Source organism: Pseudarthrobacter oxydans (assembly GCF_030812335.1).
Taxonomy (GTDB): domain Bacteria; phylum Actinomycetota; class Actinomycetes; order Actinomycetales; family Micrococcaceae; genus Arthrobacter; species Arthrobacter oxydans_B.
Genome location: NZ_JAUSSN010000002.1, coordinates 174,400 through 200,459 on the forward strand (window position 1 = coordinate 174,400; position 26,060 = coordinate 200,459).

At 68.7% G+C, this 26,060-nt stretch carries 23 protein-coding genes and 2 tRNA genes; 10 read left to right on the plus strand and 15 right to left on the minus strand.

All coding sequences use genetic code 11. The features are described 5' to 3' along the window. Positions 1–25: 25 nt before the first annotated feature. Genes J2W14_RS04020 through J2W14_RS04030 form a run of 3 tightly spaced genes read right to left on the minus strand, consistent with a single transcriptional unit; the run spans position 26 to position 2,515 of the window. Entirely contained in the window at positions 26–931 is a 906-nt protein-coding gene (locus tag J2W14_RS04020) for a DMT family transporter (protein WP_307458722.1), read from the minus strand. Then, the gene (locus J2W14_RS04025; RefSeq protein WP_307458724.1) at positions 931–1,566 is read right to left on the minus strand and encodes a CDP-alcohol phosphatidyltransferase family protein; all 636 of its coding nucleotides are present in this window, start codon (positions 1,564–1,566) and stop codon (positions 931–933) included. Before J2W14_RS04025 ends, J2W14_RS04020 begins: the two co-directional genes overlap by 1 nt. Before the next feature lie 55 nt (positions 1,567–1,621). Beyond that, positions 1,622–2,515 carry a phage holin family protein gene (locus J2W14_RS04030; RefSeq protein ID WP_307458726.1) on the minus strand — a complete coding sequence of 298 codons (894 nt, stop codon included), beginning with the start codon at positions 2,513–2,515 and terminating at the stop codon, positions 1,622–1,624. A 184-nt stretch (positions 2,516–2,699) separates the two neighbouring features. Between J2W14_RS04030 and J2W14_RS04035 the strand changes: the two genes are divergently transcribed. After that, positions 2,700–3,923: a multidrug effflux MFS transporter gene (locus J2W14_RS04035; RefSeq protein WP_307458729.1), complete on the plus strand. Its 1,224-nt coding sequence runs from the start codon at positions 2,700–2,702 to the stop codon at positions 3,921–3,923. Between the two features lie 326 nt (positions 3,924–4,249). Further along, positions 4,250–4,657 carry a hypothetical protein gene (locus J2W14_RS04040; protein WP_307458732.1) on the plus strand — a complete coding sequence of 136 codons (408 nt, stop codon included), beginning with the start codon at positions 4,250–4,252 and terminating at the stop codon, positions 4,655–4,657. A gap of 76 nt (positions 4,658–4,733) precedes the next feature. Here J2W14_RS04040 and J2W14_RS04045 read toward each other — a convergent pair. The 7 genes from J2W14_RS04045 to J2W14_RS04075 all read right to left on the minus strand — a co-directional run bounded on the left by J2W14_RS04045 (position 4,734) and on the right by J2W14_RS04075 (position 12,601). Continuing rightward, positions 4,734–4,806: transfer RNA gene (locus J2W14_RS04045), tRNA-Asn, on the minus strand. Between the two features lie 136 nt (positions 4,807–4,942). Next, positions 4,943–5,015: transfer RNA gene (locus J2W14_RS04050), tRNA-Asn, on the minus strand. A 103-nt stretch (positions 5,016–5,118) separates the two neighbouring features. Beyond that, positions 5,119–7,068 carry a DNA primase gene (gene dnaG, locus J2W14_RS04055; protein WP_307458735.1) on the minus strand — a complete coding sequence of 650 codons (1,950 nt, stop codon included), beginning with the start codon at positions 7,066–7,068 and terminating at the stop codon, positions 5,119–5,121. Between the two features lie 73 nt (positions 7,069–7,141). Further along, positions 7,142–8,431 carry a deoxyguanosinetriphosphate triphosphohydrolase gene (locus tag J2W14_RS04060; protein ID WP_307458738.1) on the minus strand — a complete coding sequence of 430 codons (1,290 nt, stop codon included), beginning with the start codon at positions 8,429–8,431 and terminating at the stop codon, positions 7,142–7,144. Continuing rightward, positions 8,424–9,605 carry a tRNA dihydrouridine synthase DusB gene (gene dusB, locus J2W14_RS04065; protein ID WP_307458741.1) on the minus strand — a complete coding sequence of 394 codons (1,182 nt, stop codon included), beginning with the start codon at positions 9,603–9,605 and terminating at the stop codon, positions 8,424–8,426. Before dusB ends, J2W14_RS04060 begins: the two co-directional genes overlap by 8 nt. 64 nt (positions 9,606–9,669) lie before the next feature. Continuing rightward, positions 9,670–11,064, minus strand: coding sequence for a YibE/F family protein (locus J2W14_RS04070; protein ID WP_307458745.1), 1,395 nt, complete (start codon positions 11,062–11,064; stop codon positions 9,670–9,672). 163 nt (positions 11,065–11,227) lie between these two features. Beyond that, the gene (locus tag J2W14_RS04075) at positions 11,228–12,601 is read right to left on the minus strand and encodes an FAD-binding oxidoreductase (RefSeq protein ID WP_307458747.1); all 1,374 of its coding nucleotides are present in this window, start codon (positions 12,599–12,601) and stop codon (positions 11,228–11,230) included. Positions 12,602–12,958: 357 nt separating this feature from the next. Here J2W14_RS04075 and J2W14_RS04080 point away from each other — a divergent pair, with 357 nt between their 5' ends. From J2W14_RS04080 to J2W14_RS04095, 4 genes are all read left to right on the plus strand, one after another. Further along, complete coding sequence (locus tag J2W14_RS04080; RefSeq protein WP_370871195.1) at positions 12,959–13,708, plus strand: alpha/beta hydrolase; 750 nt, start codon at positions 12,959–12,961, stop codon at positions 13,706–13,708. Next, the gene (locus tag J2W14_RS04085) at positions 13,708–14,628 is read left to right on the plus strand and encodes a DUF1295 domain-containing protein (RefSeq protein WP_307458752.1); all 921 of its coding nucleotides are present in this window, start codon (positions 13,708–13,710) and stop codon (positions 14,626–14,628) included. The genes J2W14_RS04080 and J2W14_RS04085 overlap by 1 nt, the downstream gene beginning before the upstream one ends. 1 nt (position 14,629) lies before the next feature. Further along, on the plus strand, positions 14,630–15,460 hold the full coding sequence (locus tag J2W14_RS04090) for a lysophospholipid acyltransferase family protein (RefSeq protein ID WP_307458754.1): 831 nt from the start codon (positions 14,630–14,632) through the stop codon (positions 15,458–15,460). 73 nt (positions 15,461–15,533) lie between these two features. Then, positions 15,534–16,976 carry a short-chain fatty acid transporter gene (locus J2W14_RS04095; RefSeq protein WP_307458757.1) on the plus strand — a complete coding sequence of 481 codons (1,443 nt, stop codon included), beginning with the start codon at positions 15,534–15,536 and terminating at the stop codon, positions 16,974–16,976. Positions 16,977–17,063: 87 nt separating this feature from the next. Here J2W14_RS04095 and J2W14_RS04100 read toward each other — a convergent pair whose 3' ends face one another. From J2W14_RS04100 to J2W14_RS04110, 3 genes are all read right to left on the minus strand, one after another. Continuing rightward, positions 17,064–18,065, minus strand: a complete 1,002-nt coding sequence (locus J2W14_RS04100; RefSeq protein ID WP_307458760.1) for a GNAT family N-acetyltransferase — start codon at positions 18,063–18,065, stop codon at positions 17,064–17,066. Between the two features lie 2 nt (positions 18,066–18,067). Then, positions 18,068–19,453 carry a glycine--tRNA ligase gene (locus tag J2W14_RS04105; protein ID WP_307458762.1) on the minus strand — a complete coding sequence of 462 codons (1,386 nt, stop codon included), beginning with the start codon at positions 19,451–19,453 and terminating at the stop codon, positions 18,068–18,070. Between the two features lie 183 nt (positions 19,454–19,636). Next, on the minus strand, positions 19,637–20,629 hold the full coding sequence (locus tag J2W14_RS04110; protein WP_307458766.1) for a DMT family transporter: 993 nt from the start codon (positions 20,627–20,629) through the stop codon (positions 19,637–19,639). A gap of 33 nt (positions 20,630–20,662) precedes the next feature. On the opposite strand from J2W14_RS04110, the gene J2W14_RS04115 reads away from it, so the two are divergent. Beyond that, entirely contained in the window at positions 20,663–20,899 is a 237-nt protein-coding gene (locus tag J2W14_RS04115) for an RNA-binding S4 domain-containing protein (RefSeq protein WP_282380741.1), read from the plus strand. A 73-nt stretch (positions 20,900–20,972) separates the two neighbouring features. On the opposite strand, the gene J2W14_RS04120 is transcribed toward J2W14_RS04115, so the two are convergent. After that, positions 20,973–21,623, minus strand: a complete 651-nt coding sequence (locus tag J2W14_RS04120) for an alpha/beta hydrolase (RefSeq protein ID WP_307458769.1) — start codon at positions 21,621–21,623, stop codon at positions 20,973–20,975. Positions 21,624–21,717: 94 nt separating this feature from the next. On the opposite strand from J2W14_RS04120, the gene J2W14_RS04125 reads away from it, so the two are divergent. From J2W14_RS04125 to J2W14_RS04135, 3 genes are all read left to right on the plus strand, one after another. Continuing rightward, entirely contained in the window at positions 21,718–22,569 is an 852-nt protein-coding gene (locus J2W14_RS04125; RefSeq protein WP_307459391.1) for an SGNH/GDSL hydrolase family protein, read from the plus strand. Between the two features lie 28 nt (positions 22,570–22,597). Beyond that, positions 22,598–23,707, plus strand: coding sequence for a winged helix DNA-binding domain-containing protein (locus J2W14_RS04130; RefSeq protein WP_307458775.1), 1,110 nt, complete (start codon positions 22,598–22,600; stop codon positions 23,705–23,707). Positions 23,708–23,789: 82 nt separating this feature from the next. Beyond that, positions 23,790–24,383, plus strand: a complete 594-nt coding sequence (locus tag J2W14_RS04135; protein WP_307458778.1) for a hypothetical protein — start codon at positions 23,790–23,792, stop codon at positions 24,381–24,383. A 138-nt stretch (positions 24,384–24,521) separates the two neighbouring features. Here J2W14_RS04135 and J2W14_RS04140 read toward each other — a convergent pair whose 3' ends face one another. Continuing rightward, the gene (locus J2W14_RS04140; protein WP_307458781.1) at positions 24,522–26,006 is read right to left on the minus strand and encodes a CoA-acylating methylmalonate-semialdehyde dehydrogenase; all 1,485 of its coding nucleotides are present in this window, start codon (positions 26,004–26,006) and stop codon (positions 24,522–24,524) included. Positions 26,007–26,060 lie beyond the last annotated feature (54 nt).

Consider the following 26,060-nt stretch of genomic DNA (forward strand, 5'->3'; position numbering starts at 1 on the left):
CCTGCTGCTGAGTGGTGTTGACGTCCTACGACACCCGCCCAGCGGCCTTCCGCGCGTCCTTCTTGCGCTTCGTGACCTCGGGATGGTGCCTGGACAAGGCGATCACTCCCACGATAGCAAGCAAACCGGCCGCCCCCATCGCAATTGCCGTCACGGCATGGACATCCGGGCGCAGCTCGCCGAGGATCGTGATGCCGATCCCGATGCCCACGATCGGGTCGATCACGGTCAGCCCGGCAATCACAAGATCCGGCGGGCCGCCGGAGTAGGCGTTTTGGACGAACCACGAGCCAAGGACGCCGGCTGCGACGATGGCGACCACCGAGTACCACGGCACATTCTGGATGCCCAGGCCGTTGGGGTCCAGCAGGTGCTTGCCGATGATGCGGGTCAGGACGGCGACGAAGCCGAACAGGATTCCCGCGCCCAGGATATAGATGAAGGCGCTCATCCGTTGCCGGAACACCAGGGCGAGCGTCCCGAAGAGTCCGACAACCAGGGCCAGCAGCAGCACAACGGTCAGCTCATCGGAGGAGCTGACCTGGTGGGTTTCCTGGGTCACGGTGACCGCCAGGATCACGAACAGGGCCGAGCCGGTGACACAGGCGGAGATGGCCACCACCGTGGCCCGGTTGATGGTCAGCCCCTGGTCCTTGGCGTTGACGATTGTGGTGATGACGAGGGCAATCGCCCCGATCGGCTGCACCACCGTCAGCGGCGCCAGCACCAGGGCGACGGAGTTCAACGCCATGCCCGCACACAGCAGCAGCAGACCGAACACCCAGCGCGGGTTGCGGATCAGCCGGACCATGCCGTGGTTGCTGAGCGCCAGTCCCCCGGTGTCCGCCTTGACAGCGCTGCCCTGGCGCTGGGCGCCGAATGCGAGGCAGAACGCGCCCAGCACCGCGAGCAGGACGGCGAACCACACCATCAGCGGGTGTCGCCGTCGACGTCGGGCTCGTGGCTCTTGAGCAGTTTGCCCTTGCGGATGATGGCCCAGAAATAGTTGTATCCGGCGATCCAGTGCCCCACGAGCCCCAGCCCCAGGAAGATCCAGGCGGCGGTGAGGTAGACCTCGGTGCCCGGGATGGGGAGTTTCGAGAGCACGAGCAGCGGCGTGCCGACCAGCAAGAGGGCAGTCCGGATCTTGCCGATCCGGCTCACGGGGAGGTCGGGGTGGCCGTGGAAGTAGTAGAGCGACAGGGCGAGCAGGATGGCGTCCGGGATCAGCAGCGCCGCGAGGTACCACCACTCGACGACGCCGGCGATCACCAGCGTCACGGCAACCGCGATCAGCGAAAGCCGGTCCGCAATGGGGTCCATGACCCGCCCGAGGTTGGACATCTGGTCGTACCGGCGGGCGACGTAGCCGTCCACCCAGTCGGTGCTGCCCATGATGGCCAGGACGAGGGCGGCATAGCCGTATTCCTGCACCCCGAGCACGAGCCAGATGAAGAGCGGGACGCCGAGGAACCGCACGACGGTCAACACGTTGGGGATGGTGAAAACCCGGTCGTGGTGGATCTGGGGCTGACCAGGCCGGGAACCAGCGCCGATGAATTTCATCCAGTCCCCCTTTCCGTGGCCGGCAACGATCGGGCGTCGCAGTTCAGCGGGCTGCCTAGCCCTTGATCAGTTTGCGCAGCAGGAACACGAGGGCTGCGGCTGAGGCGGTGAGTGCGACGAGCGGCTTCCACCGCTGGCCCAACTGGCCTGCCACGTCCGCGCCGTCGGTACCGGCACCGCCGGACTCTGCTGGCCGCTTCGCGCGGCGGCTGGCCGCGGCGCGGACCTCGGCAACTTTGCCGCTGAGCTGTTCCTTGCCGTCCTGCAGCTTCACCTGGGCCACGGCCAGGAGGGCCTGCGCCTGGGTCTTGACGTCCAGTTCATTGTTCAGTTCGTCGCGGACGCCGGTGAGGTGGCTGCGGCGCTCGTCCAGCCGGCGTCGCAGTTCCGCTTCGGTGGGCGGCGGACCGTAGTCCGGCTCGGCGGCCTTCTTGGCTTCCTTCTCCGCCTGGGCCTTGGCGGCGGCTTCGGCCTTGGCGGCCTTCGCGGCTTTGTACTGCTCGGATTCCGGATCCAGCACGGCAGGATCGAACGCGGAGCCCTCCTTGGCGATGCCGAGGTCGTACTTCAAGCCCCGGATGGTGTCTTCGGGGACCAGCGGCAGGGCCTTCTTGAACTTGCCGACGCCGACCAGGCCGGCGATCAGGGCGATGATGAGGAAGACGCCGCAGACCAGCAGGGCCGCGAGCCAGGCGGGCATGATCGTGGCGAGTCCCATGATGGCGGCGACGATGAGACCGGTGACCAGGAAAGCGACGAAGATCAGCCCGACGGCGAGGAAGGCGGAGGCAACGCCGACCTGGATGCCCTTGCGCTTGAGCTCGACCTTGGCGAGGGCAATCTCGTCGTTGAGCTGCCGCGGAGCCAGTTTGAAGATCAGTTTTAGGGTCTTCGGGAGCGCGGAGATGCGCAGCCCCCCGTTTGTCCCGCCGCTGTGACGTCCGCTCATCGGTCCCGCCTAACTGGTTACGTCTTTGATTCCGCTTCCGCGGGCTTGCCGGTCTGCGCAGCTTCACGCACACCCCGGTGTCAAAACTACCATTCAGGCTCCGTGCCGCCGCGCGGGCGCGGGCTGTGGCGCGCCCTGCGCTGCAGACCTGGCCGGGTGGCCGTGCGCCCTAGGATTGACCTCTGTGACTACACCCACCAATCCCGGCGATTCCCTGAGCCGCCGCCGCAAGCTCCTCTACATTCTGATGCTCGGCGCCCTGACCGCTCTGGGTCCCTTCACCGTGGACCTGTACCTTCCGGCCTTCCCGGCCCTGGAAGAAAGCCTGGCCGTCTCGGAGGCGGCCGTGCAGCTGACTCTGACCGGCACCACGCTCGGCTTTGCGCTCGGCCAGTTGGTGGTGGGGCCGCTGAGCGACAAGTTCGGCCGGCGGATGCCGCTGATCCTTGCGACGGCGGTGCACATTGTGGCCTCCCTGGGGGCGGCCCTGTCGACCGACATCACGACGCTGGGCTTCTTCCGGGTGCTGATGGGCATCGGAGCCGCGGGCGGCGGCGTGGTGGCCATGGCGATGGTGCGGGACCTGTTCAGCGGTTTCGCCATGGTGCGGATGTTCTCCCGGATGGCCCTGGTGAACGGCCTGGCGCCGATCCTCGCTCCGGTGATCGGCTCTCAGCTGCTGCTGTTCATGCCGTGGCCGGGGATCTTCTTCTTCCTGGCCGGCTACGGCATGTGCGTCCTCATCGCCGCGATCTTCGTGGTGCGCGAGACGCTGCCCCGGGAACTCCGCGGAAAATCCGGCATGACTGCCCGGCAGCGTTACGGTGTGCTGTTCAGGGACCGGATCTTTGTGGGGCTGTTGCTGGTGGGCGGAATGAACTTCGCCGGGCTGTTCACGTACCTGTCCGCGTCGCCGTTCCTGTTCCAGGACGTCTACGGCTTCAGCCCGCAGCAGTACGGCCTGCTCTTCGGCGTGAATTCCCTGGGCATCGTCGCGGGCGTGCAGACCAGCTCCAGGCTCATCCGCAAGGTCCCGCCGCAGTGGATCCTGGCGTGCTCCACGGCGTGGATGTTCCTGATGGCTTTGTTGATCGTGCTCTTCGACCAGCTCGGCTTCGGCCTGTGGGGCGTGATGGTGCCCCTGTGGTTCTACATCCTCGGCGCCGGCTTCACGTTCCCCTGCGTCCAGGTGCTGGCGCTCGCCAAACACGGCGCCCAGGCCGGGACCGCGGCCTCCCTGCTCGGCGCCGCCACCTTCCTGATGGCGGGCCTCATCTCGCCGGTGGTGGGCTGGCTCGGTGTCACGTCATCCACCCCGATGGGCGCCGTCCAGGCCGCGTGCATCTTCCTGGCCGCGGCCGCCCTCTGGCTGGTCGTCAGGCCCAGCACGGTCCCACCGATCCAGTAGCCACCCCGCGCGCCCCACCACCCCCGTGGGACATGCCCATTCTTGGCGCGCAGGAGTGGGCATATCGGCCCTATGTCCACGCACACACCCCACCACGGGGCATGTCCCCCGGGCGACATGGTGCGGCCTGCTCTCATGCGGGAGGACATGCCCAGCCTTCGCAGCCATGGGTGGGCATATGGGCACTATGTCCACGCACACACCCCAGCGCGGGGCATGTCCCCCGGGGGTTCGGTGCACAAAGTGGGCATGTTCCCCTCGGGGCGGGGCCGCGCAGTTGTCCGCGGGCCCTGTTGCCGCTCCACGGCGGGCGATAAAGTTGTGATGTGCCCCACTGGCAGGATCCTCCGCCCAAACCGGCCACGTGGCAGCGGTGCGACACCGGAATCCTGCCTCTGTGGTGGGATCGCCTGTGCAGCCAGACCAGCCAGCAGTCGGCGGCCCTCTTCGCGGCCGGCCTGTTCACCGAGGACCGCCGGCGCCCGATCGCCCAGTGGTACAACCCGGCCTTCGATTCAGCGCTCCTGGTCGCACCCGAGACGTCCCCGGAGTGGCCCGTGCAGCGCTTCGGGATCTTCTATGCCCCGCCCGGCGGCGGCTTCACCCAGGTGCACTCCGCACCGCACGAATGGCACCCCCGGGAACCCCGCAAGTCCCCCACCGAACTCGAAGCCTTCCGCGCAGCCGTGGCGGAGGCGGAGCGGTTCCTCCAGGTGGAGATGTATTTCGTCTGAGCACACAGTAGGCCGCCGTAAGAGGGCACAAAAAAGGTCCCGCAGCCGGTTATACACCGGCTGCGGGACCTGTCCGCTCCTCCTGCTGGACTTGAACCAGCAACCCTTCGATTAACAGTCGAATGCTCTGCCAATTGAGCTAAGGAGGAATGAAGCAGGTACGACATTAGCAAAGGTTTTGCCGCTTAGGAAATCGGCCCGCCGCCCTCCCCGTCGTTGCCCGCGAATACCCCCTCCGGGTATAAAAAAGTCCCCGCCCCGGTGACCCGGGACGGGGACTGCGCGCTCCTCCTGCTGGACTTGAACCAGCAACCCTTCGATTAACAGTCGAATGCTCTGCCAATTGAGCTAAGGAGGAATGAAGCGGATATAAGCCTAGCAAACACCGGGCCGGGAAGTGAAATTGCCCGCTGCGGGACACCGCGGCGGCACGGCCAAGCCTCGACGATCGGGCTCTACGATCAGGCCTCCGCGCGCAGGGACCGCCGCTGCATCTCCAGCTGCATGAGCTCGCGGTTCAGCCGCTGGAACTCCTCCGGGTCGGCTGTCGCGTCCAGCCGCTGCAGCTGTCCCATCTTGTCGGCCTTGACCCGGGTGATCTGCAGCTCGAACAGGCGCGCCAGGATGTCCTTGCAGTAGCGCAGGACGCCGTCGGCGGTGCTGGCTGGCAGCGGGACAACCGCCAGCTCGGACACGAGCGGGCGCAGCGGCTCGGGTACCTCCTGCAGCAGCTGCTCCACCCAGCGCACCGGGTCGCCGGCAAACGCCAGGCCGGTGGCCCGGATGGCCTCGTGGATGGCCAGGTACGCCGGCGTTGAGAACCTCGCGTCGGTGAAACGCTGCCAGGTCTCGCCTTCCAGCATCCCGGGCTGCTGGAGGGCAACCTCCAGCGCCTGCCGTTCCATCGCCGCCACGGGGTCGCGCGGGTCGGGACGGTTGAAGGACGGCAGCGCGGCCGACGCCGAGAAGGGAGCCACGCCCGGGGCGGATCCCCCGCCGGTCACCGTAACGAACCCGGAGCCCTGGCCGCGGCCCTGGCCCTGGTACGTGCCGGATCCGGCTCCGCCCGCCGGCGCCTGGGCGGCACGCTTGGCGGCAGCGCCCACGGCCCGGCTGACTTCCTCGACCGGCATGCCCAGCCAGCCGGACAGTTCCCGGGCGTAGGCGGGACGGATGCCGGCGTCGCGGATCTGCGCGACGACCGGGGCGGATTCCCGCAGGGCGGCGATCCGGCCCTCGACCGTGTCCAGGTTGTGCCGCTTCAGGGCGGCACGGATGGCAAATTCGAACAAGGGACGGCGGGTGGCGATCAGGTCCCGGACGGCGGCGTCGCCCTTGGACTGGCGCAGCTCACAGGGATCCGCGCCGTTGGGCTCCACGGCCACGTAGGTCTGCGCCACGAACCGCTGGTCCTCCTCGAAGGCCCGCAGGGCCGCCTTCTGGCCGGCGGCGTCGCCGTCGAAGGTGAAGATGACTTCGCCGCCGCTGCCGTCGTCGGAGAGCAGGCGGCGGGCAATCTTGATGTGTTCGGTGCCGAAGGCCGTGCCGCAGGTGGCCACCGCGGTCGTGATCCCGGCGAGGTGGCAGGCCATCACGTCGGTGTAGCCCTCCACCACAACGAGCTGCCGGTCCTTGGCGATGCTGCGCTTGGCGAGGTCGATGCCGTAGAGCACCTGGGACTTTTTGTAGAGCGCGGTTTCGGGAGTGTTGAGGTATTTGGGGCCCTGGTCGTCCTCGTAGAGCTTGCGGGCGCCGAAGCCAATGGTGTCCCCCGCGATGTCGCGGATGGGCCAGATCAGCCGACCGCGGAACCGGTCGTAGATCCCCCGCCCGCCTTCGGAGAACATCCCCGTGAGTTTGAGCTCGGGATCCGTGTAACCCCGGCCGCGGAGGTGCTTGAGCAGCGAGTCCCAGCCCTGCGGGGCGTAGCCGACGCCGAACTGGTCGGCTGCGGCACGGTCGAAGCCGCGGTCATGCAGGAAGGTGCGGCCCTCGGTCGCTCCGGGGGTCAGCAGCTGGGCTCGGAAAAACTCGTCCGCGACCTTGTGGGCATCGATGAGCCGCTGTCGGCGGCCGACGTCCTCGCGGTTCGGTCCGGAGCCGCCGTCCTCGTACCGGAGCTCGAAGCCGATGCGGGCGGCCAGCTTTTCGACGGCCTCGTGGAAGGAGGTGTGGTCCAGTTTCTGCACGAAGGAGATGACATCGCCGTCCTCGCCGCAGCCGAAGCAGTGGTACCTGCCCACCTGGGGGCGGACGGTGAACGAGGGCGAACGCTCGTCATGGAAGGGGCACAGGCCTTTGAAGGAGCCCAGCCCCGCCCCCTTGAGGGTGACGTAGCCGTCGACAACTTCCTTGATGTCCGTGCGCTGGCGTACTTCGTCGATATCTTCACGTTTGATCAGGCCGGCCACAGTGCCATCCTAGTACCGCGCCCCGTCAGGAACGGCGCATAGCAGGGCACTGCGGGCAACGTCACCAAGACGGTCACCACAGTGACGGCAGGCTGCCGACGAGCCGCTCGTACATGGCCAGCGCGGAACCGTCGGTCAATGACGCCACCTGGTCGATCACGACACGCAGCCGCGCGCCGTCGTCCTCCGCGTCGCGCCAGTCGGCGGCGAACATCGGCTCCAGGTGGCGGTCCCCGGTGGCGCTCAGGGCCGTCACGAGGGCGTGCAGGACCTCGCGCTGGCGTTCGTAGATGGGCCGCCGGTGTTCGGTGGTCATCACGAAGGTGGTGGCCAGGCCCTTCATCACGGCTATTTCCATCACGGTCTCGTCCGGAACGATCAGCTCCGCGTTGTAGCGGGTCAGGTTCTCCGGGCCGTACACAGCGCGGGTGGACGCCAGCGCACTCTGGCAGAACCGGCCGATCAGCTGGCTGGTCATGTCCTTGAGCGCCGCCATCGACTTGCGGCTGCCGTCGGCCTCGCGCACCCAGACGCTGGTCGCTTCCAGCCGGGCCAGGGCCGCATCAATCGCGGCCGGGTCGTTCTGCGGCAGGTACCACTGCTTGGCGTAGCCGACCACCCGGGCGCGGTGGTCCGGATTGTCCATCCAGCGCAGCTGGAAGTGCCCGGCGACGATGGCGTCCTCGACGTCGTGCACGGAGTAGGAGATGTCGTCGGCGAGGTCCATGACCTGCGCTTCGAGGCAGGAGCGCCGCTCCGGGGCGTCCTCGCGGATCCAGTCGAAGATCGGCAGGTCATCCTCATAGGCGCCGAACTTGCTGGTCCGCTCGCCATGGATGACGGGCGCGTTCGCCGCCGACCACGGGTACTTCGCGGCGGCGTCAAGGCTGGCGCGGGTGAGGTTAAGCCCGGCAGGGCTTCCGTCGGCGGTGAGGACCTTGGGCTCCAGCCGGGTCAGCAGGCGCAGCGTCTGGGCGTTGCCTTCGAAGCCGCCGACGGCGTGGGCGACCTCGTTCAGCGCCGATTCGCCGTTATGGCCGAACGGCGGGTGGCCGAGGTCGTGGCTGAGGCAGGCGGTGTCCACGACGTCGGGGTCGCAGCCGAGGGCACGGCCCAGTTCGCGGCCCACCTGCGCCACTTCGAGGCTGTGGGTGAGGCGGGTCCGGACGAAGTCGTCGGTGTCGGGGGCCACGACCTGGGTTTTGGCACCGAGCCGGCGCAGGGCCGAGGAGTGCAGCACCCGGGCCCGGTCGCGTTCGAAGTCGGAGCGGTACGTGGACTTGGGCGGTTCCTCGACCCAGCGGGCGGTGTCCCGGGCGACGTAACCGTCGAGCACGGGGGCGGTGGTCCTGGTTTCAGCCACCGGACACGTCCAGTTCCGCGTGGCTGATCTCACGCGACTGGTCGGCGTCCATGTTGCGGTCCAGCAGCCAGTCCTTGGGCAGGGCGGGCTTCTTCGGCGAGCCGGCGCGTCCACGGGGGCCTTCGGCGTCCACTCCGGGGTACGGCGAGTCCAGGTCCAGCTGGTCCAGGGTCTCGCGCAGGACCTCGAGGCTGGTCACCATGGCCAGTTTGGTCCGCAGTTCACTGCCGACGACGTAGCCCTTGAAGTACCAGGCCATGTGCTTGCGGATCTCCCGGAGCGCCTTGCCTTCATCGTTGCCGAATGTCTCGACCATCAGCTGCGCGTGGCGGTACACGCCTTCCGCCACCTGCCGGAGGGCCGGCTTGTGGCGTGCGTCGCTGCCCTCGAAGGCCGCCATGAGGTCCCCGAACAGCCACGGGCGGCCCTGGCAGCCGCGGCCCACCACAACACCGTCGACGCCGGTCTCGCGGACCATGCGGATGGCGTCCTCGGCGGACCAGATGTCGCCGTTGCCGAGCACCGGGATGTCCGGCAGCGCCTCACGCAGCCGGGCAATCGCGGACCAGTCGGCCTGGCCGGAGTAGAACTGCGCGGCGGTGCGGCCGTGGAGCGCGACGGCGGCGACACCGGAATCGCGGGCGATCCGGCCGGCGTCGAGGTAAGTCAGGTGGTCCTCGTCAATGCCCTTGCGCATCTTGATGGTCAGCGGGACGTTGCCCCGGGACGCTTCCTTGACCGCGGTCTGCACGATCGAGGTGAACAAATCGATCTTCCAGGGCAGGGCCGAGCCGCCGCCACGGCGGGTGACCTTGGGCACAGGGCAGCCGAAGTTGAGGTCGATGTGGTCCGCCCGGTCCTCCTCGACGAGCATCCGGACGGCCTGGCCGACGGTGACCGGGTCCACCCCGTAGAGCTGGACGGACCGGACCTTCTCGTCGTCGTCGTGGGCGATGATGCGCAGGGATTCCGGCGTGCGCTCCACGAGGGCGCGGGACGTGACCATCTCCGCGACGTACAGGCCGCCGCCGTATTCACGGCAGAGCCGGCGGAACGCGGAGTTGGTGATGCCCGCCATGGGAGCCAGGATCACGGGGGTGTCCACCGTGATGGGACCCAGCTTCAGGGGCGGGAGTTCCAGCTTGGCGGCGGGAGGGGTAGCTACAACAGTCACCCGTTCATTGTCTCAAATCCGGGCAAATCGGCAGGATCCGCGCCTGCTATGTGGAAACCCGGGGTCAATCCCGTGCCGCTGCGCGCCGCCCGCGGCGCCCTGCCGGAGCCGCTGCGAAGGCATCGTCGGAGTCGACGTCGGGGTCGGCGTCGGGAACGACGGCGGTGCTGCCGCCGGTGCCGCGGGCCGTGCCCGCCACCCCGCCCAGGGCTTTGATCCCGGTTGCCTTCACCACGAGGACCGCGATCAGCGTGGTGACCGGGATCGCCAGGACCAGTCCGACGGAGCCGACCAGGGTGCGGATCACTTCCTCGGAGAGCTCGGCGCTGGTGAGGGCGTCACCGAGCGGCCGCTCGTAGAGCATCACCAGGATCAGCACCGGCAGGGCCGCGCCGGCGTAGGCGAACGCGATGGTGTAGACGGTCGAGGCAATGTGGTCCCGGCCGATCCGCATCGCGGAGGTGAAAAGCTGGCGCGCGGAGGTTTCCGGGGCCAGTTCCCACAGTTCCCAGACGGCCGAGGACTGTGTGATGGTGACGTCATTGAGGACGCCCAAGCCGGAGATGATGAGCCCGCACAGGATGATGCCGGAGATGGAGATATTGCCCGAGATGTTCGCGAGGGTGGCGGAATCGTGGCTACCGACGCCGGCGAGGTTGGCGGCGTCGGTGGCCCAGGCCGCCAGCAGCGCGGTAATCGCCAGGCCGAACATGGTCCCCAGCAGCGCCGTGGAGGTCCGGGCGGAGAAGCCGTGGGCGAAGTAGAGCACCCCGATCATGATCACCGTGGACCCCACCAGCGCCAGCAGCAGCGGCGGTTTGCCCTCCACCAGCCCCGGGAGCATAAAGGACACCAGCACACCGTAGGCGCCGACCAGCCCGATCAGCGCGCGCAGCCCGCGCCAGCGCGCCACGGCGATCACGACGGCGGCGTAGAGCACCGCGAGGAAAATGATCGGCAGGGTCCGGACAAAGTCGACGAAGACGTAGGCCGGTGTGCCCTGGGCTTCGGCGCCCTGGACCTTGGAGAGGTTCAGGTAGCGGATGTTGTCGCCGGCTTTCACGCCGTGGGATTTGGCGACGTCGGGGTTGATGACGACTTTGACGGGGTTACCGCCCTTGTCCGGGTCCGTGAACGCAAAAGTGCATTCCGATCCCTGCTGCGGGGCCGCGTCCGTCCCGGCCTGCTCCGGCGCGAGGGCGTCCATGCAGCTGCCGGTGACAACGCGCTGGATCTTGCCGGTGTCGAACGTGACGCCCGGCGCGGCCGCGTAGGGGCTCGCGAGCGTGATCCCCTCTTTGCTGCCCGAGGGCCACAGCAGCGCCATCGCCACGAGGGTCAGCAGCGTCAGCGGGATCAGGATGGCGGCCAGGATGAGGTTGGCCTTCTTCCGTGCAACGAGCGCCTGGGGCGTCGGATCCGCGTGTCCTTGCGGGGTGTGTGAATGTCCGGCGCCCATCAGCAGTTCAACCTCATGCCGAAAACATTACGGCGTTTCCCGGCCCCGGCCTGACTCATGACGTGCCGGGGGCGCCCGCCGCGGCGGCGGGCGCCGTTAAGACGCACGACGTCGGGCCGGCGCCGGTGTCCCCCGGCGACGCCCCCGGCCGCGCCCGGTCCGGTCAGGCCGGGGTGATGTTCTGGTTGACGTGGAAGAGGTTCTGCGGATCGTACTTGGCTTTGACCTCCCGCAGGCGCTGGTAGTTCGGCCCGTAATTCTCCGCGACCCTGCTTTGATCGTCGCCATCCATGAAGTTGATGTAACCGCCGGGAGCCGAGTAGGGCCGCAGCGCCTGCGCATATTCCCGCACCCAGGCGACTTTGGAATCACTGTCGGCCGGATCCTGCCAGAAGGCGGCAATGACCGGCGCGAACTTCATGTTCCGGTTGGCGAACGCTGTTTCCGTCTGACCCACCCGCTGCACGGCTCCGTCAATGGGGTAGACGTGCACGGCGGTTTGGACGGTGGGAATCGTTGCCCCGAAGCGGATATGCTCCGCGATGGCGCCGTCGCTGAGCTCCGGCAGGAAGTCAGCTTTCCAGTAGCTCAGGATGCCTTTGGGCTGCAAGGCGTCGAAGGCTTGGTTCAGGGCAGGGTAGGGCATCGGCCCCACCATGGAGCCGGCCACCGGTGCGACGTCGAGGAACGGCTGCCAGCGGGCAGCGCCCTCAGCCGGGTCTCCGGTCCACATCCCCACCACCACGCACACCGGTTTGCCATGCCATTCCTCGGGCAGGAACGGTACGGGAGGTCCCAGGGCGAAAGCCAGGAAGGCTCCCAGCTCTTCGGGCGCAGACGCCAAGTGGTCCCGATAGAACTTCGACACCGTTTCCGCATGTTCCAACGGGTAGACGACGACGCCGGCATGGACCGTGTCCACGGGGTGCAGCCTGTATTCCAGCGAAGTCACGACACCGAAGTTCCCGCCACCGCCGCGGAGTGCCCAGAAGAGGTCGTCATTCTCGCTTTCACTGGCCGTCAGGAACTTCCCCTCGGCCGTGACGACGTCTGCCGAGAGGAGGTTGTCGCAGCTGAGCCCGTACTTGCGGGTCAGATAGCCGATGCCTCCGCCGAGGGTGAGCCCTGCGACCCCGGTCGTACCAACGATCCCGCCCGTGGTCGCCAGCCCGAACGCGTGAGTGGCGTGATTGAAGTCCGCCCACGTTGCGCCGGCTTCGGAGCGGGCCGTGCGGCTTGCCGGATCCACCCGGACCCCCTTGGTGTTGACGAAGTCGATGACCAGGGCGTCATCCCAGGTTCCGAAGCCCGGAGCGCTGTGCCCACCGCCACGGATGGCCACGTCCAGGGAATTGTCCCGGGCGAAGTTGACGCTGGCAATGACATCGGCCACCTGGGATACCCGGACGACCGCCGCCGGTTTCTTGTCGATCATGCCGTTGTGGACTGCACGCGCGGCGTCGTAGTCCGCGTCGCCTGGGGTGATGACCTGCCCGCGGACCTGGTCGCGCAGGCTATCGAAGCTGTTTCCGTTCATTTCCTGTACCGTCTCATTTTCTGTATCGGGAGAATGTGTCATGAGACCCGATCCGGACGGTGGCCCGTGCTCCCAGCCGGCAGGAGTCCGGAGGTTCACGAGCACAGGCCTACTCTTCCGGCCCTGCTCCGTCAAGAGGTTCCCGGCCGTCGCCCGAAGCGCTCCGGGCCCCCGAAGAGCCCCGCGGTCCGGCCCGCCGGTCCCATCCCCGGGCGGCGCCGCTCCGAATGTTCAATGGGCATGTCCCCCGGAACCCGGGGCGCCCGCCGGCCGGCAGCTGAGCTGCGGAACTTGAACTGCGGGCACCGCGCCCTATGGTTGGAATTGACGGACAAGAAGTGGAGGATTGGCGTGGCCATACGCAAGATCGACGACCGCGAGCCTGTGCCGGCGGGTCCCGGGGCGGACGCCAGGGCCGTGTTGAGCATTGCCCGGGCCAGCGGGGAAACCCGGGGAGTCGCCCTGGTCCTGCACGGCGGGCGGTCCAAAAGCTTCGAATCCGTCCGCGGCAGGCACCTGAGTCCCGCCCGGATGCTGCCCTTCGCCCGGGCACTGCACAACGGCGGTGCACGCGACGGGCTGGCCGTCTGGACACTCCGGAACCGGTACCGCGGCTGGAACGGGAAGGACATGTCCCCCGTCCAGGACGCCCGCTGGGCGCTCTCCCACATCAGCCGCGAGCACCCCGGCGTCCCCATTTACCTCCTCGGCCACTCAATGGGCGGCCTGACCGCGCTTTGCGTCGCGGACCACCCCCAGGTGGAAGCCGTCGTCGCCCTGGCGCCCTGGCTCGATGCCCAGACCCCGGTGAAGCCCGTGGCCGGCCGCCGGGTCCTGATTGTCCATGGCACCAAGGACCGCTGGACCAGCCCCGCGAACTCGCTCGCCTACGCCCGCCGGGCCGACGGCGTCGCCAAGACCGTGGACTACGTCGCGCTCAAAGGTGCCGGGCACTTTATGTTCCGCCGGGTGGGCCTGTGGAACTCGCTGGCCAGCGGCTTCATCCTCGACACCTTTGCCGCCAGTTCAGGCCACGCCCCCCGGGGCGGCGCCGACGCGTTCCGCAGCCTCCTGCCCGCCTCCGCCGGCCTCCCGGTGGTGCTGTGATGCCGGACTTTCCGCTCGGCGTTTTCCCGTTGGGGGCTTTCCCGTTGGGGGCTTTCCTGGCCAGCCTTCCGTGGGTGGCGGCCGGCCTCGTGGTGCTGCTGGCCGGCACCTTCGCCATCGCCGTCCGCCAGAGCCGTCATTCCGTCATCGACACCGTCTGGGGCCTGGGGTTCGTCGTCGTGGCCGCCATCTCCTGGTTCCTCTCGGCCGGACAGGGCGACGGCGGCCGCCGCCTGCTGCTGCTGGCGCTCGTGGCGGTGTGGGGCGTCCGCCTCGCCCTCCACATCGGTCTCCGGGCCCGTGGTGGTCACGAGGATCCACGGTACGTGGACCTGCTCTCCCCGGCCCCCGGGTCCCGGAACGTCTACGCCCTGCGCAAGGTTTACCTGCCGCAGGGCGTGATCCTGTTCTTCGTCTCGCTCACGGTCCAGGTGGGCATGTTCAGCACCGGGAGCCTCGGCTGGCTGGCCTGGCTGGGCGTGCTGCTCTGGGTGGTCGGCTTCGTCTTCGAGACGGTCGGCGACCGGCAGCTGGCACAGTTCAAGGCCGATCCGGCCCGGCGCGGCACCGTGCTGGACACCGGCCTCTGGCGCTACACCCGGCACCCGAACTACTTCGGCGACGCCGCCGTCTGGACCGGGATTTTCCTTGTCGCCGCTGATTCCTGGCCGGGAGTGCTGACTGTCCTCTCCCCGGTCCTGATGATCTGGCTGCTCGCCGGCAAATCCGGCAAGCCGCTCACCGAGAAGGCCATGTCCGCCCGCCCGGGCTACCAGGACTACGTGGAATCCACCTCGGGCTTCCTGCCCCTGCCGCCCCGCCGGCCGCGCGGCGGCGGACACCAGCCCGGCGGTCACGAGCCCGACCGACACCACCCCGGCGCACACCAGCCCGATCGACACCGGCAGGGCGGCCGCTAGGATGCCGTGGCGGCCCCGGCCCAGTGAGCGTTTCTACCGCGTCATCGTCCGCACCGGGCTGGCGCTAATCCGGCTGTTCCGGATCCGGGTCATCGTCACCGGACGCGGGCACCTCCCGGCACCGGAGCCCCTCGACGATGCCCCGCGCGGCTCGTCCCGCCCCGTCGTCCCCGGCCGGGGCGCCGTCGTCGCCATTACGCACTTCGGGTACCTCGACTTCGCGTTCGCCGAGCTGCTGCTGTGGTGGCATGCGAGGGCACAGATGCGCTTCCTGGTCACCCAGGCGGCCGCCGATCACTGGTTTGCCGGGCCCGCGGTCAGCGCCGCCGGGCATGTCGCGGTGGGGTACGACTCGGGGTCACACGCCTATGACAACGCCGTCGCCCGGCTCCGCGAGGGCGAGTACATCGCGATCCTGCCGGAGGCGGGGGTGAGCCGCAGCTTCCGGGTGCGTGAATGCAAGACCGGTGCCGTGCGGATGGCCGCCGAGGCCGGAGTGCCCATCATCCCCGTGTCCGTCTGGGGCGCCCACCGGCTGATGACCCGCCGCCACGGCTTTTCCCCGGCCCGCGCCTGGCGCGCCCCAGTTCGGATCCATGTCGGCGACCCGGTCGCCGTTGACCCGGCCCAGGACCCCCAGCAGGCCACCGAGGCGCTGCGCGGGGTCCTCCAGGCCGGGATCGACGCCTGCATCGCCGACTTTCCCCTCACCTCGGCCCCGGGCGCGTGGTGGATGCCGGCGGACCTCGGCGGCGGAGCACCCACCGACGAGGAACGGCAGCGCCTGGATGATGCCGAGGGTCCGCGGCGCGCCGGCGGCCGGCGCAGATAAGCCCGGTTACCGCGATCGTCTTGACTAAACTCTCCCGGGTACAAAATCGCACTCAATGGAGAGGTACCCCTCTGTGGCAAACACAGTCCTGACGAAAAGCGGAATCGGCGAAGAACGCGGTCTCGCCCGCATAGCCCAACGGATGGCGGCGTGGACCGAGAAGTGGTTCCCGGACGCCTACATCTTCGCCCTGGCCGGCGTCATCATCATCGCGGTGGCCGCCCTGGCCATCGGCGCCTCGCCCCAGTCGATCGCCGATTCCTTCGGCAACGGGTTCTGGGACCTGACCGCGTTCACCCTGCAGATGGCCATGGTGGTGCTGACCGGCTACGTCGTGGCCACCTCCCCGCCCGTTGCCAAACTGATCAACCGGCTGGCCCTCATCCCGGCCACCGCCCGCACCGCCGTGAGCTTCGTGGCGCTGATGTCCATGTCGGTGTCGTTCCTCAACTGGGGCCTCAGCCTCATCTTCGGCGGCCTGCTGGCCCGCGCCATCGCCCGCCGCAAGGACCTGACCGTGGACTACCGCGCGCTCGGCGCGGCAGCCTTCATGGGCCTCGGCGCGGTCTGGGCGCTCGGCCTGTCCTCCTCCGCGGCTCAGCTGCAGGCCACCGCGGCCTCGCTGCCGCCGGCGCTGCTGAAGATCACCGGCATCCTGGACTTCGGGACCACGATCTTCACCTGGCAGTCGCTGCTCACCCTGGCCATCTTGATGGCACTCACCACGGTGATCGCGCACTTCTCGGCCCCCGAGGGCGGCTCGATCCGCACCGCGGAGGACCTCGGCGTCGACCTTGACGACGAACCGAGCGAATCTGAGCCGCGCTCCCGCCCGGGCGAATGGCTCGAATACAGCATGATCCTGCCGATCCTGGCCGGCGTCCTGACGCTCGGCTGGCTGGTCTCGCAGTTCCTGACCAAGCCCTTCCTGACCGTGGTGAGCAGCCTCAACGGCTACCTGCTGGTCTTCCTGATCCTGGGCCTGGTGCTGCACGGCACCCCGCGGAACTTCCTGCAGGCCGTCACCAAGGCCGTCCCGGCGACGGCCGGCATCCTGGTCCAGTTCCCGCTCTACGCCGCGATGGCCGCGATCCTGACCAAGGCCACCGGCCACGGCGGCATGACCATCTCCGCGCATCTGGCCGAGTTCTTCACCGAGATCGGCAGCGGCGGCGGTTTCGCCGTCGTGATTGCGCTGTACACGGCCCTGCTGGGCCTGCTGGTCCCCTCCGGCGGCGGCAAGTGGCTCGTGGAGGCGCCGTACGTGATGCAGTCCGCGACCGACGTGCAGATGAACCTCGGCTGGACCGTGCAGATCTACAACATTGCCGAGGCCCTGCCGAACCTGATCAACCCGTTCTTTATGCTGCCGCTGCTGGCAGTGCTGCGGCTGCGGGCCCGCGACCTGGTCGGCTTCACGTTCCTCCAGTTCGTCTTCCACCTGCCGGTGGTGCTGCTGCTCGTCTGGCTGCTGGGGATGACGTTCGACTTCGTCCCGCCGGTGATGCCCAAATAGCTGCGTCGAACGCAAACTGACCCGCAGCTGTGGCCGTTTTCACGCTTCATAACGGCCGCAGCTGCGGGTCAGTTGGGTTAAGCGGGCCTAGGCCGGGTCGGAGACGACCAGGGTCTCGGCGCCCAGGACGCGGGCCTTGCCGCTTTCCAGCAGCGGCTCGACGACGGCGCGCAGCGCCTCCATCGAGTCGTCCAGTTCCAGCAGCACGGGGTGCTGGAACGCAATCAGCGCCAGCAGGTCCCGGACGGCGGCCTGGGCCTCCTCCGCGGAGAGCTTCGGCTCGTGGCCCAGGAACACGTCGGTGGGCTGGCCTGCCGGGGCAGCTGCCTCCGTGTTGTCCCCGGCGGGGGCCAGCTCGGCGTAGCTGATGGCGAAGGCCTGGAGCCGGCCCTTCCTGCTGGCCGCCACGCCCTGGCCGAAGGCGCTGGCCTTCGGCGCCCGCAGCACGATGGCGCCGTGGGCGCCGCTGAGTTCGTCGAGGAAGAGCCGCTGGACCGTGGCGATGCTGAGGTCCCCGGGGCTGTCCCAGCCGTGCACGGACGTGTAGTACCGGCCGACGACGTCGCTGAGTTCCACCGACCCGGTGGCCAGGTCCTCGACCTGCTCGGAGGCGGCAGCCTCTGAACCGTCGCCGAAGACCGGCAGGCGGAGGGCACCGGGGTCGACGACGACGAGCCGGGAGCGCTGGATCGGGGCCAGCCCCGCCGCCTCGGCGAAGGCCGCCCCGGGCGTGCCCGGTTCCACCTTGGTCCGGAGCCGGGAAACGCCCGACGGCGACTGCGCCGCCTCGTGCCGGAGCATGGTCAGCAGCGTGGAGCCGACGCCGGCGCGGCGGTGCTGCCGGTCGACCTCGATGTAGGCCCAGAGCCGTTCCGGGTGCAGCGAGGCCTCGTGGACCACGCCGGCCGCGACCGGGATGGCCACGCCGTCGACGACGTCCTCGGCCACGATGCAGCGGCGCCACGGCTTGTTGCCCGAGGGTGCCAGGGTGCCGCGGAACTGCCGGGCCTGCTCGGTTTCGGGCCCGCCCCAGATTTCCAGCAGCGCCAGGTCATCGCCGTCGCGCCATTGACGGTATGCGATCGCCACGATCAGGCGCCGATCAGCCGTGCGGCCAGGTAGCCCTCCACCTTGTCCAGGGACACGCGGTCCTGGCTCATGGTGTCGCGTTCGCGGATCGTGACGGCCTGGTCGTCCAGGGTCTCAAAGTCCACGGTGATGCAGAACGGGGTGCCGATCTCGTCCTGGCGGCGGTAGCGGCGGCCGATGGCGCCGGCGTCGTCGAACTCGATGTTCCAGCTCTTGCGCAGCTGGGCGGCGAGGTCCTTGGCCTTCGGGGACAGGTCCTCGTTGCGGCTCAGCGGCAGCACGGCTGCCTTGACCGGGGCCAGGCGCGGATCGAGCTTGAGCACGGTGCGGATGTCGACCCCGCCCTTGGCGTTGGGCGCCTCGTCCTCGGTGTACGCGTCGATCATAAACGCCATGAAGGAGCGGGTGAGGCCGGCGGCGGGCTCGATCACGTACGGGGTGTAGCGCTCGTTGGTGGCCTGGTTGAAGTAGCTCAGGTCCGCGCCGGAGGCCTTGGAGTGCGTGGACAGGTCGAAGTCCGTGCGGTTGGCGATGCCCTCGAGCTCGCCCCACTCGGAGCCGTGGAACCCGAAGCGGTACTCGATGTCCGTGGTTCCCTTGGAGTAGTGGCTGAGCTTGTCCAGCGGGTGTTCGAAGAAGCGCAGGTTGTCTTCCCGGATGCCGAGGCCGGTGTACCAGGACATCCGTTCCTTCATCCAGTACTGGTGCCACTGCTCGTCGGTGCCGGGCTCGACGAAGAATTCCATTTCCATCTGCTCGAACTCACGGGTGCGGAAGATGAAGTTGCCCGGGGTGATCTCGTTGCGGAAGGACTTGCCGACCTGGCCGATCCCGAACGGGGGCTTCTTGCGCGAGGTGGTGAGCACGTTGGAAAAGTTGACGAAGATGCCCTGGGCCGTTTCGGGGCGCAGGTAGTGCAGGCCCTCTTCGCTGGCCACCGGGCCGAGGTAGGTCTTGAGCAGGCCGGAGAATTCCTGGGGTTCGGTCCATTCGCCGCGGGTGCCGCAGTTGGCGCAGGCGATGTCCTTGAGGCCGTTCTCGGCGGGACGGCCCTTCTTCTCCTCGAACTCTTCCACGAGGTGGTCGGCGCGGTAGCGCTTGTGGCAGGAGAGGCACTCGACCAGCGGGTCGGAGAACACATCGACGTGGCCGGACGCTTCCCAGACCTGGCGCGGCAGGATGACGGAGGAATCCAGGCCGACGACGTCTTCGCGGCCGCGGACCACGGACTGCCACCACTGGCGCTTGATGTTTTCCTTCAGCTCAGCACCCAGGGGCCCGTAATCCCAGGCAGAACGCGAGCCACCATAGATTTCACCGGCCTGGAATACGAAACCCCGGCGCTTGGCGAGGGAAATGATCTGGTCGAGGACGGATTTTGCTGCCATGGGAACTCCACTTTCTACAGGGCCGCTGGGTGCGGTCCGCGGTTTCAGCCCCGGAACCCCGGCTGGTTGCCGGACGGGGCACTACAAAACGCAAATTTTAGACACGAACCCTGCACACGCACCAAGCCCACATCCCGGGACGGGTGCTGACTGTTGGCGGTGCAGGAAGCTGCGCCTCCTAGCCTACCGGCCTGTCGGCTCCCGGCGCCGCCGTGCCAGGGCACCCCTGGGCCAGGGCAGGCTGGCGAGCACAATCGCGGCAAGGGTCAGCAGGGTCCCGAGCACGGTGGGCAGCGCCACCACGGTGCCGGGCGCCGGGAACACCAGGTCCAGCCCCAGCGAGCCCAGCAGCTGGCCCGCGATCATGCCGAGTCCGGTCACCAGCACGCCCAGGCTGCGGACCAGCACGGCGCCGACGCCGATAAAGACACACCCCATGGCCCCGCCCAGGTAGTACCACCACTCCCCCGGCAGCGGGTTGCCCGGTCCCGCGACGGCGATCTTGACCAGCCAGGCGGCCCAGAGCATGACCGCGCCGGCGACAAAGTTCATCAGGGTCGCGGCGATGGGCGTGCCGTAATGCACGGCGGCGGTGCCGTTCATAGCCTGCTGGAAGCTCATCAGGAAGCCGGCAATCACGGGTAGGAGCACCGGAACGAGCAGCTCCGCCGCCCCTGGCCCGGCGTCGGAGAACCGCGGCGATACCGCCCAGGCGACGGCGGCGACGGTCAGGATACTGCCGATCACCCGGATGCCGGTGATGGATCTCCTGCCGGCCGGGCCGATCCCCATCCGGTCCACTAGGAGCCCGCTGAGGGTCTGCCCGGTCACGGTGGCGACGGTAAACAGGGCAACCCCCAGCAGACCCACCGTGAAGGACTGTGCGAAGACGAAGAACCCGCCGATGCAGCCGGCCAGGATGTAGTAGGGCGGGAACTTCCGCTCCCGGACCGCCGGCAGGATCGCCCGCAGCCCGGCCCGGCCCCGCGGCAGCGCCAGCGACACCACGATCATCAGCACCAGCCCGGTGGTGAAGCTCACCACCGCGGCGGCGATCCCGTCCGCGAGCGCCACGCCGAGCGCGCCGTTGATCCGGCCCTGCACCGGCATGAGCAGCCCCGCAGCCACGGCGAGGGGCAACCCGGCGAGGAACGGAAGCCGCGGCTCGTGCGTCATTACTGCCACCTTCTGTCAGGCATCATTGCTTGTATGAGCAACCCGGAAATTGAAGAGATCCCCATCCGCGACGACATGATCCGGCTCGGCCAGCTGCTGAAGCTGGCCAGCCTGGTCGAGGACGGGGTGGAGGCCGCGGAACTGATCAAGAGCGGGCTCGTGAAGGTCAACGGTGAGATCGACGAGCGCCGCGGCCGCCAGCTCCACCACGGCGACACCGTCACGGTGAACAACCGGACCGTCCGGATCAGCACGCCCGCCGGGGCCTGACCCCGACGCCCGACACCATCGACTGGCGCCGGGCGGTTGGACGCCGGACGGCCGGCCGCCCGGCGTCGTGCGGCTACTTGTTCAGCACCCCGTGGGTGAGGAACTCGGAGACGTGCCCGATTTCCTGCTGGTTGATGCCGTGCCACATCCCGGTGTAGAGCACCTTGGTGAGCTTCACGTGCTTGCGTACCCAGCCCATGGTGAAGTCGATCTTGTCCGGCGTGATCACCGGATCCTGCTGGTCGCGGCCCCAGAACAAAGGCACCGTCCCGTCCAGTTCGGCGTCGTGGAAGCTGGGGTCATTTCCGGCGTCGACGGCAAAACCGGAGAGCCCGACGACGGCGGCATAGTCCGCGGGCCGCCGCCGCAGCAGGGTGGTGGCCAGCGCCATGCCCATCGAGAAGCCCAGCAGCGTCACGGACGGGTGGTTCGGCCGGACCGAATCCAGCCAGTCCTCCACGTACGAGGCGGACTCCTTGACCGCCTCCAGGGAATAATCGATGGATGCGGTCAGCGGAAACCAGGTGAATCCTGCGCCGGACACCATCGGGGCGCGCACCGAGGCCACCGCAAATTCCTGCGGCAGCATGTCCGCCAAGCCCAGGAGATCCTCTTCGTTGGCCCCGTAGCCGTGCAGCAGGAGCAGGAGCGGCTTTCCCGCACGCTCCTCCTCGGGCTTGGACCATAGGACAACAGGGGCGGGGAAGGCAGCGGGTTGAGTCATGGCTCCATTCTTACAGTTACCCGCAGGTAACAACCTACGGTGGCGTAGCTTTGCAGGAAGAGTGCACGATAAGAAGGTGAGCGAAACCGAAGCCATGGAGAACTCTCCAGACAACGCCGTGACCCACCCCTGGACCCGCTATGTGGCCATGGGAGACTCCTTCACGGAAGGCATCGGCGATCCCGAACCGGCGAGTCCCGGGGGATACCGCGGCTGGGCGGACCGGGTGGCCGAGGAGCTGAGCCGCGGGCACGAGGACTTTGCCTACGCCAACCTCGCCGTCCGGGGCCGGCTGCTGCAGCAGATCGTGGACCAGCAGCTGGCCCACTGCCTGTCCCTGAGGCCCGACCTTGTGACGCTGTCCGCCGGCGGGAACGACCTGATCCGCCCCGGCGGGGATCCGGATGCCCTGGCCGAGAAGCTGGACTCGGTGGTGCAAATCCTTAGCCTGGCCGGGGCCACGGTGGTCCTGTTCAACGGTCCCGACACCGGCTCGTCCGTGCTGGGCCGGGTGCGCAGCAAAGTGGCCATCTACAACGAGAACCTCCGCACCATCGCGGCCCGCCACGACGCCGTCATCGCGGACATGTGGTCCCTGCGGCAGCTCAATGACCCGCAAATGTGGGACGCGGACCGGCTGCACTTCTCGCCGCTGGGCCACCACACCATCGCGGCCATGGTCCTGGATTCCCTCAACGTCGAGCACACCCTGGAACCGCTCTCCCCCAAGCCCCTCCCGCAGCGCAGCTGGCGGCAGGCGCGCTCCGGCGATCTGGTCTGGGCGCGCGAATACTTCGTGCCCTGGGTGGTCCGCCGGCTCCGGCACCGTTCCTCCGGCGACGGCGTCACGGCCAAGCGGCCGCTCCCGGGCCCGGTTTTCGGCCCCGGAATGCCGCTCGGTTCGGGCGAGGGGCCCCCCGGCGCCGAAGAGCCCGTGCGCTCCTGACCGCCGCTGCCGTGTGCAGGCTGATGTGATGGACCCCGACGACGTGGTGCGGTTGCGGCTCCACAGCCAGAGGTTGCGCGAGCCTTTCGCGTCGACGGCGGAGGACGCACTAAAGAACCTGCTGGCCGTGCAGTCCCAGGAGTTCGCCTACGCCCGCTGGACCCTGGCCCAGCGGAGCGCGGGAGCCACAGCCGCGGCCGTGGAGACCGCCGTGTCCGAGGGCACCATCCTGCGCACCCACATCCTGAGGCCCACTTGGCACTTTGTGCACCGGGACGATCTGCGCTGGCTGCTGGCGCTCTCCGCACCGCGGCTGCATCAGGGGAACTCGGGGATGTACCGCCGGACCGGGCTGGATGCCGCGGAGGGCGCGAGGAGCAACCGGGTGCTGGCCGGTGCCGTGGCCGGCGGCGCCCACAAGACCCGGGAGCAGCTCGCCGAGGAGCTGCGGAAGGCTGGCCAGGCTTCCGAGGGCCTTGGGCTGGCCTACCGGATCATGTTCGCCGAGGCCAGCGGTGTGCTGGTCAGCGGCAGGCCGGTGCGGAGCGCGGGAGGTGCGCTGAAGCAGAGTTACGCGCTCTTCGAGGAGCGGGTCCCCGCTGCCCCGGCGGGGCTGATGGATCGCCCGGCCGCCCTGGCCGAGCTGGTCCGGAGGTACTTCGCCAGCCGCGGCCCGGCGACGGAGAAGGACTGCGCGGACTGGTCGGGGCTGACGCTGGCGGATGTCCGGGCAGGGCTGCGGCTGGTGCGGGACAGCACTCCCGGGACGCTCGAAACCGTGCGGATCGACGGCGTGGAGTTCCACTTCGGGCCGGAACCGGCCATCACCACTGCAGCCGGCGGTCCGCCCCGGATTGACCTGATCCAGTGCTATGACGAATACGTCATGGGGTACTCCGTGTCGCGGCACTATTTGGGTGGAGAAGCCCCCAGGGCCCCGGTCGCCGGCAACCCGGTACACGTGGTCCTCCGGGACGGCCGGCTCGCCGGCGTGTGGCGGCACCGCTTCACCGGCGGCCGCTGCGAGCTCGCGGTTCGGCTGCACGCCCGGACAGATCCCGAGGCGGAACCCGGGATCCGCCCGGCGGTAGCCTCGTACGGCAGTTTCCTGGGGATGCCGACTGTCCTCGTCGCCTAACGGAGCCGCTGCCACGGTCCGGGCACCACGGCCCGGGTGTGGGCGTTAAGCTGGAAGAACACTTCCTGAGAGGCCCGGTACCGTGAACAATCTGTTCCTATGGATCATCATTTTGTCATTCCTGATCCCGATCGCGATGCGCTACTACAAGAAGTCGGTGCGCGGCCGGAACCAGAACCAGGGCATGCCCGGCGGCCCGGACCAGTTCGGGCAGTTCCCCGGCGACGCTCCGGGCCAGTACCCGGGGCAGCAGAACAAGCAGCCGCGTGACGGTTTTACCCAGCGGGACTACTACGGCGCCTTCGGCCAGCTCGGCGCTCCGCAGCAGCCCGCGCCGCCGGCCAACCAGCAGTACCCCGGCCAGCCCTACCCCGGCCAGCAGGGCTACCAGCCCCCCGTCCCCTATGAGGACAGCCCGAATTACCCCGGCAACCAGCCCCAGCCCTTCCCGCAGCGGGACGCGCAGCAGTTCAACGCGCCGCAGTCCAACACTCCCCGGTCCAACACCTGGCAGCCCGACAGCCAGCAGCCGTCGGGCCCCGCGGTGCCCCCGCCGCCGCCGGCCCCGCAGGGCTTCCGGGCGCGCAAGCTCGCGGAACTGGACCAGCGGTACAGCGAGGGCGAGCTGTCCATGGAGGACTACATGGCCCAGCGCACGGAGATCATGAAGGGCTAGCCCCGCCACACAGCAACGCGGGGTCACTCCGCGCCCAGGATCCGGTACCGGATGGGCGCGGAGTGACCCCGCGTTGTTTTGTTTGAAGCGGGCCGGGCCGGGCGGCCGGGACAGGCTGACCCGGGCCGGCCGGCTGGTCTAGTCGACCTGGGGGAAGCCGAGGTCGATCACCGAGGTGGACGGGTCCGGCCAGCGGGTGGTGACGACCTTGCCGCGGGTGTAGAAGCGGATGCTCTCCGGGCCGTACATGTGCGTGTCGCCGAAGAGCGAGTTCTTCCAGCCGCCGAAGGAGAAGGTTCCCACCGGAACCGGGATCGGCACGTTGACGCCCACCATGCCGGCCTCGACGTCGAACTCGAATTGCCGCGCGGCGCCGCCGTCGCGGGTGAAGATCGCCACGCCGTTGCCGAACTCGTTGTCGTTGACGAGCTTGACGGCGTCGGCGTAGGTCTCGACGCGGACCACGGACAGGACCGGGCCGAAGATCTCGTCGTCGTAGACCTTCATGCCGGGCTTGACGTGGTCAATGAGGCTGACGCCGATGAAGAAGCCGTTGGAGTCGAACTTCTGCTCCCGGCCGTCCACCACCACGGTGGCGCCTTCCTGGGCCGCGCCGGCGACGTAGGAGGCGACCTTGGCGCGGTGCTCGGCGGTGATCAGCGGGCCCATCTGCGACGCCGGGTCGGTCCCGGGGCCGATCTTCAGGGTGCCCATCCGGGTGGTGATGGCCCCGACCAGCTCATCGGCGATGTTCCCGACGGCGACCAGGACGCTGACGGCCATGCAGCGCTCGCCGGCGGAGCCGTAAGCGGCGGACACGGCGGCGTCGGCGGCCATGTTCAGGTCCGCGTCCGGCAGGACCACCATGTGGTTCTTGGCCCCGCCCAGGGCCTGCACGCGCTTGCCGTGGTCGGCGGCGCGCTTGTAGATGGACTGGGCGATCGGCGTCGAGCCGACGAAGCTGATGGCCTTGACGTCCGGGTGTTCGAGCAGCACGTCAACGGCCTCCTTGTCGCCGTGCACGACGTTGAGGACGCCGACGGGCAGGCCGGCCTCGGCGAAGACCTGCGCGATAAAGATGGCCGAGGACGGGTCCTTTTCGCTGGGCTTGAGCAGCACGGTGTTGCCGCAAGCCAGGGCACTGCCGATCATCCACAGCGGCACCATGGCCGGGAAGTTGAACGGGGTGATGCAGGCGACCACACCGACCGGCTGGCGCACCGAGTGGACGTCGACGCCGGTGGCCACCTGCTCGGAGCGCTCGCCCTTGAGGGCGTGGGACAGCCCGGTGGCGAACTCGATGTTCTCCAGGCCGCGGGTGATCTCGCCCTCGGCGTCGGAGAGGACCTTGCCGTGTTCGCTGGTCAGCAGGGCGGCGAGTTCGGGCCGGCGTTGCATCAGCAGTTCGCGGACCTTGAAGAAGATGTTGGTGCGCTTGCCCAGGCTGGTGGCGCGCCAGCCGGGCAATGCGGCGCGGGCGGCCTGGACGGCTTCCTCGACGCGGGCGGCGGAGGCCAGGGCGACCTCTTTCTCCTGCTCGCCGGTGGCCGGGTTGAAGACCGGGCCGTAGCGCTCGGCGTCGGAAATCAGGGCGCCGTTGATGAAGTGCGGAATGCGTTCCATGGTGTGGTCTCTTTCGTGTGGTGCAGGTTCAGGGGGTGCGGCCGGCTGCGGGGC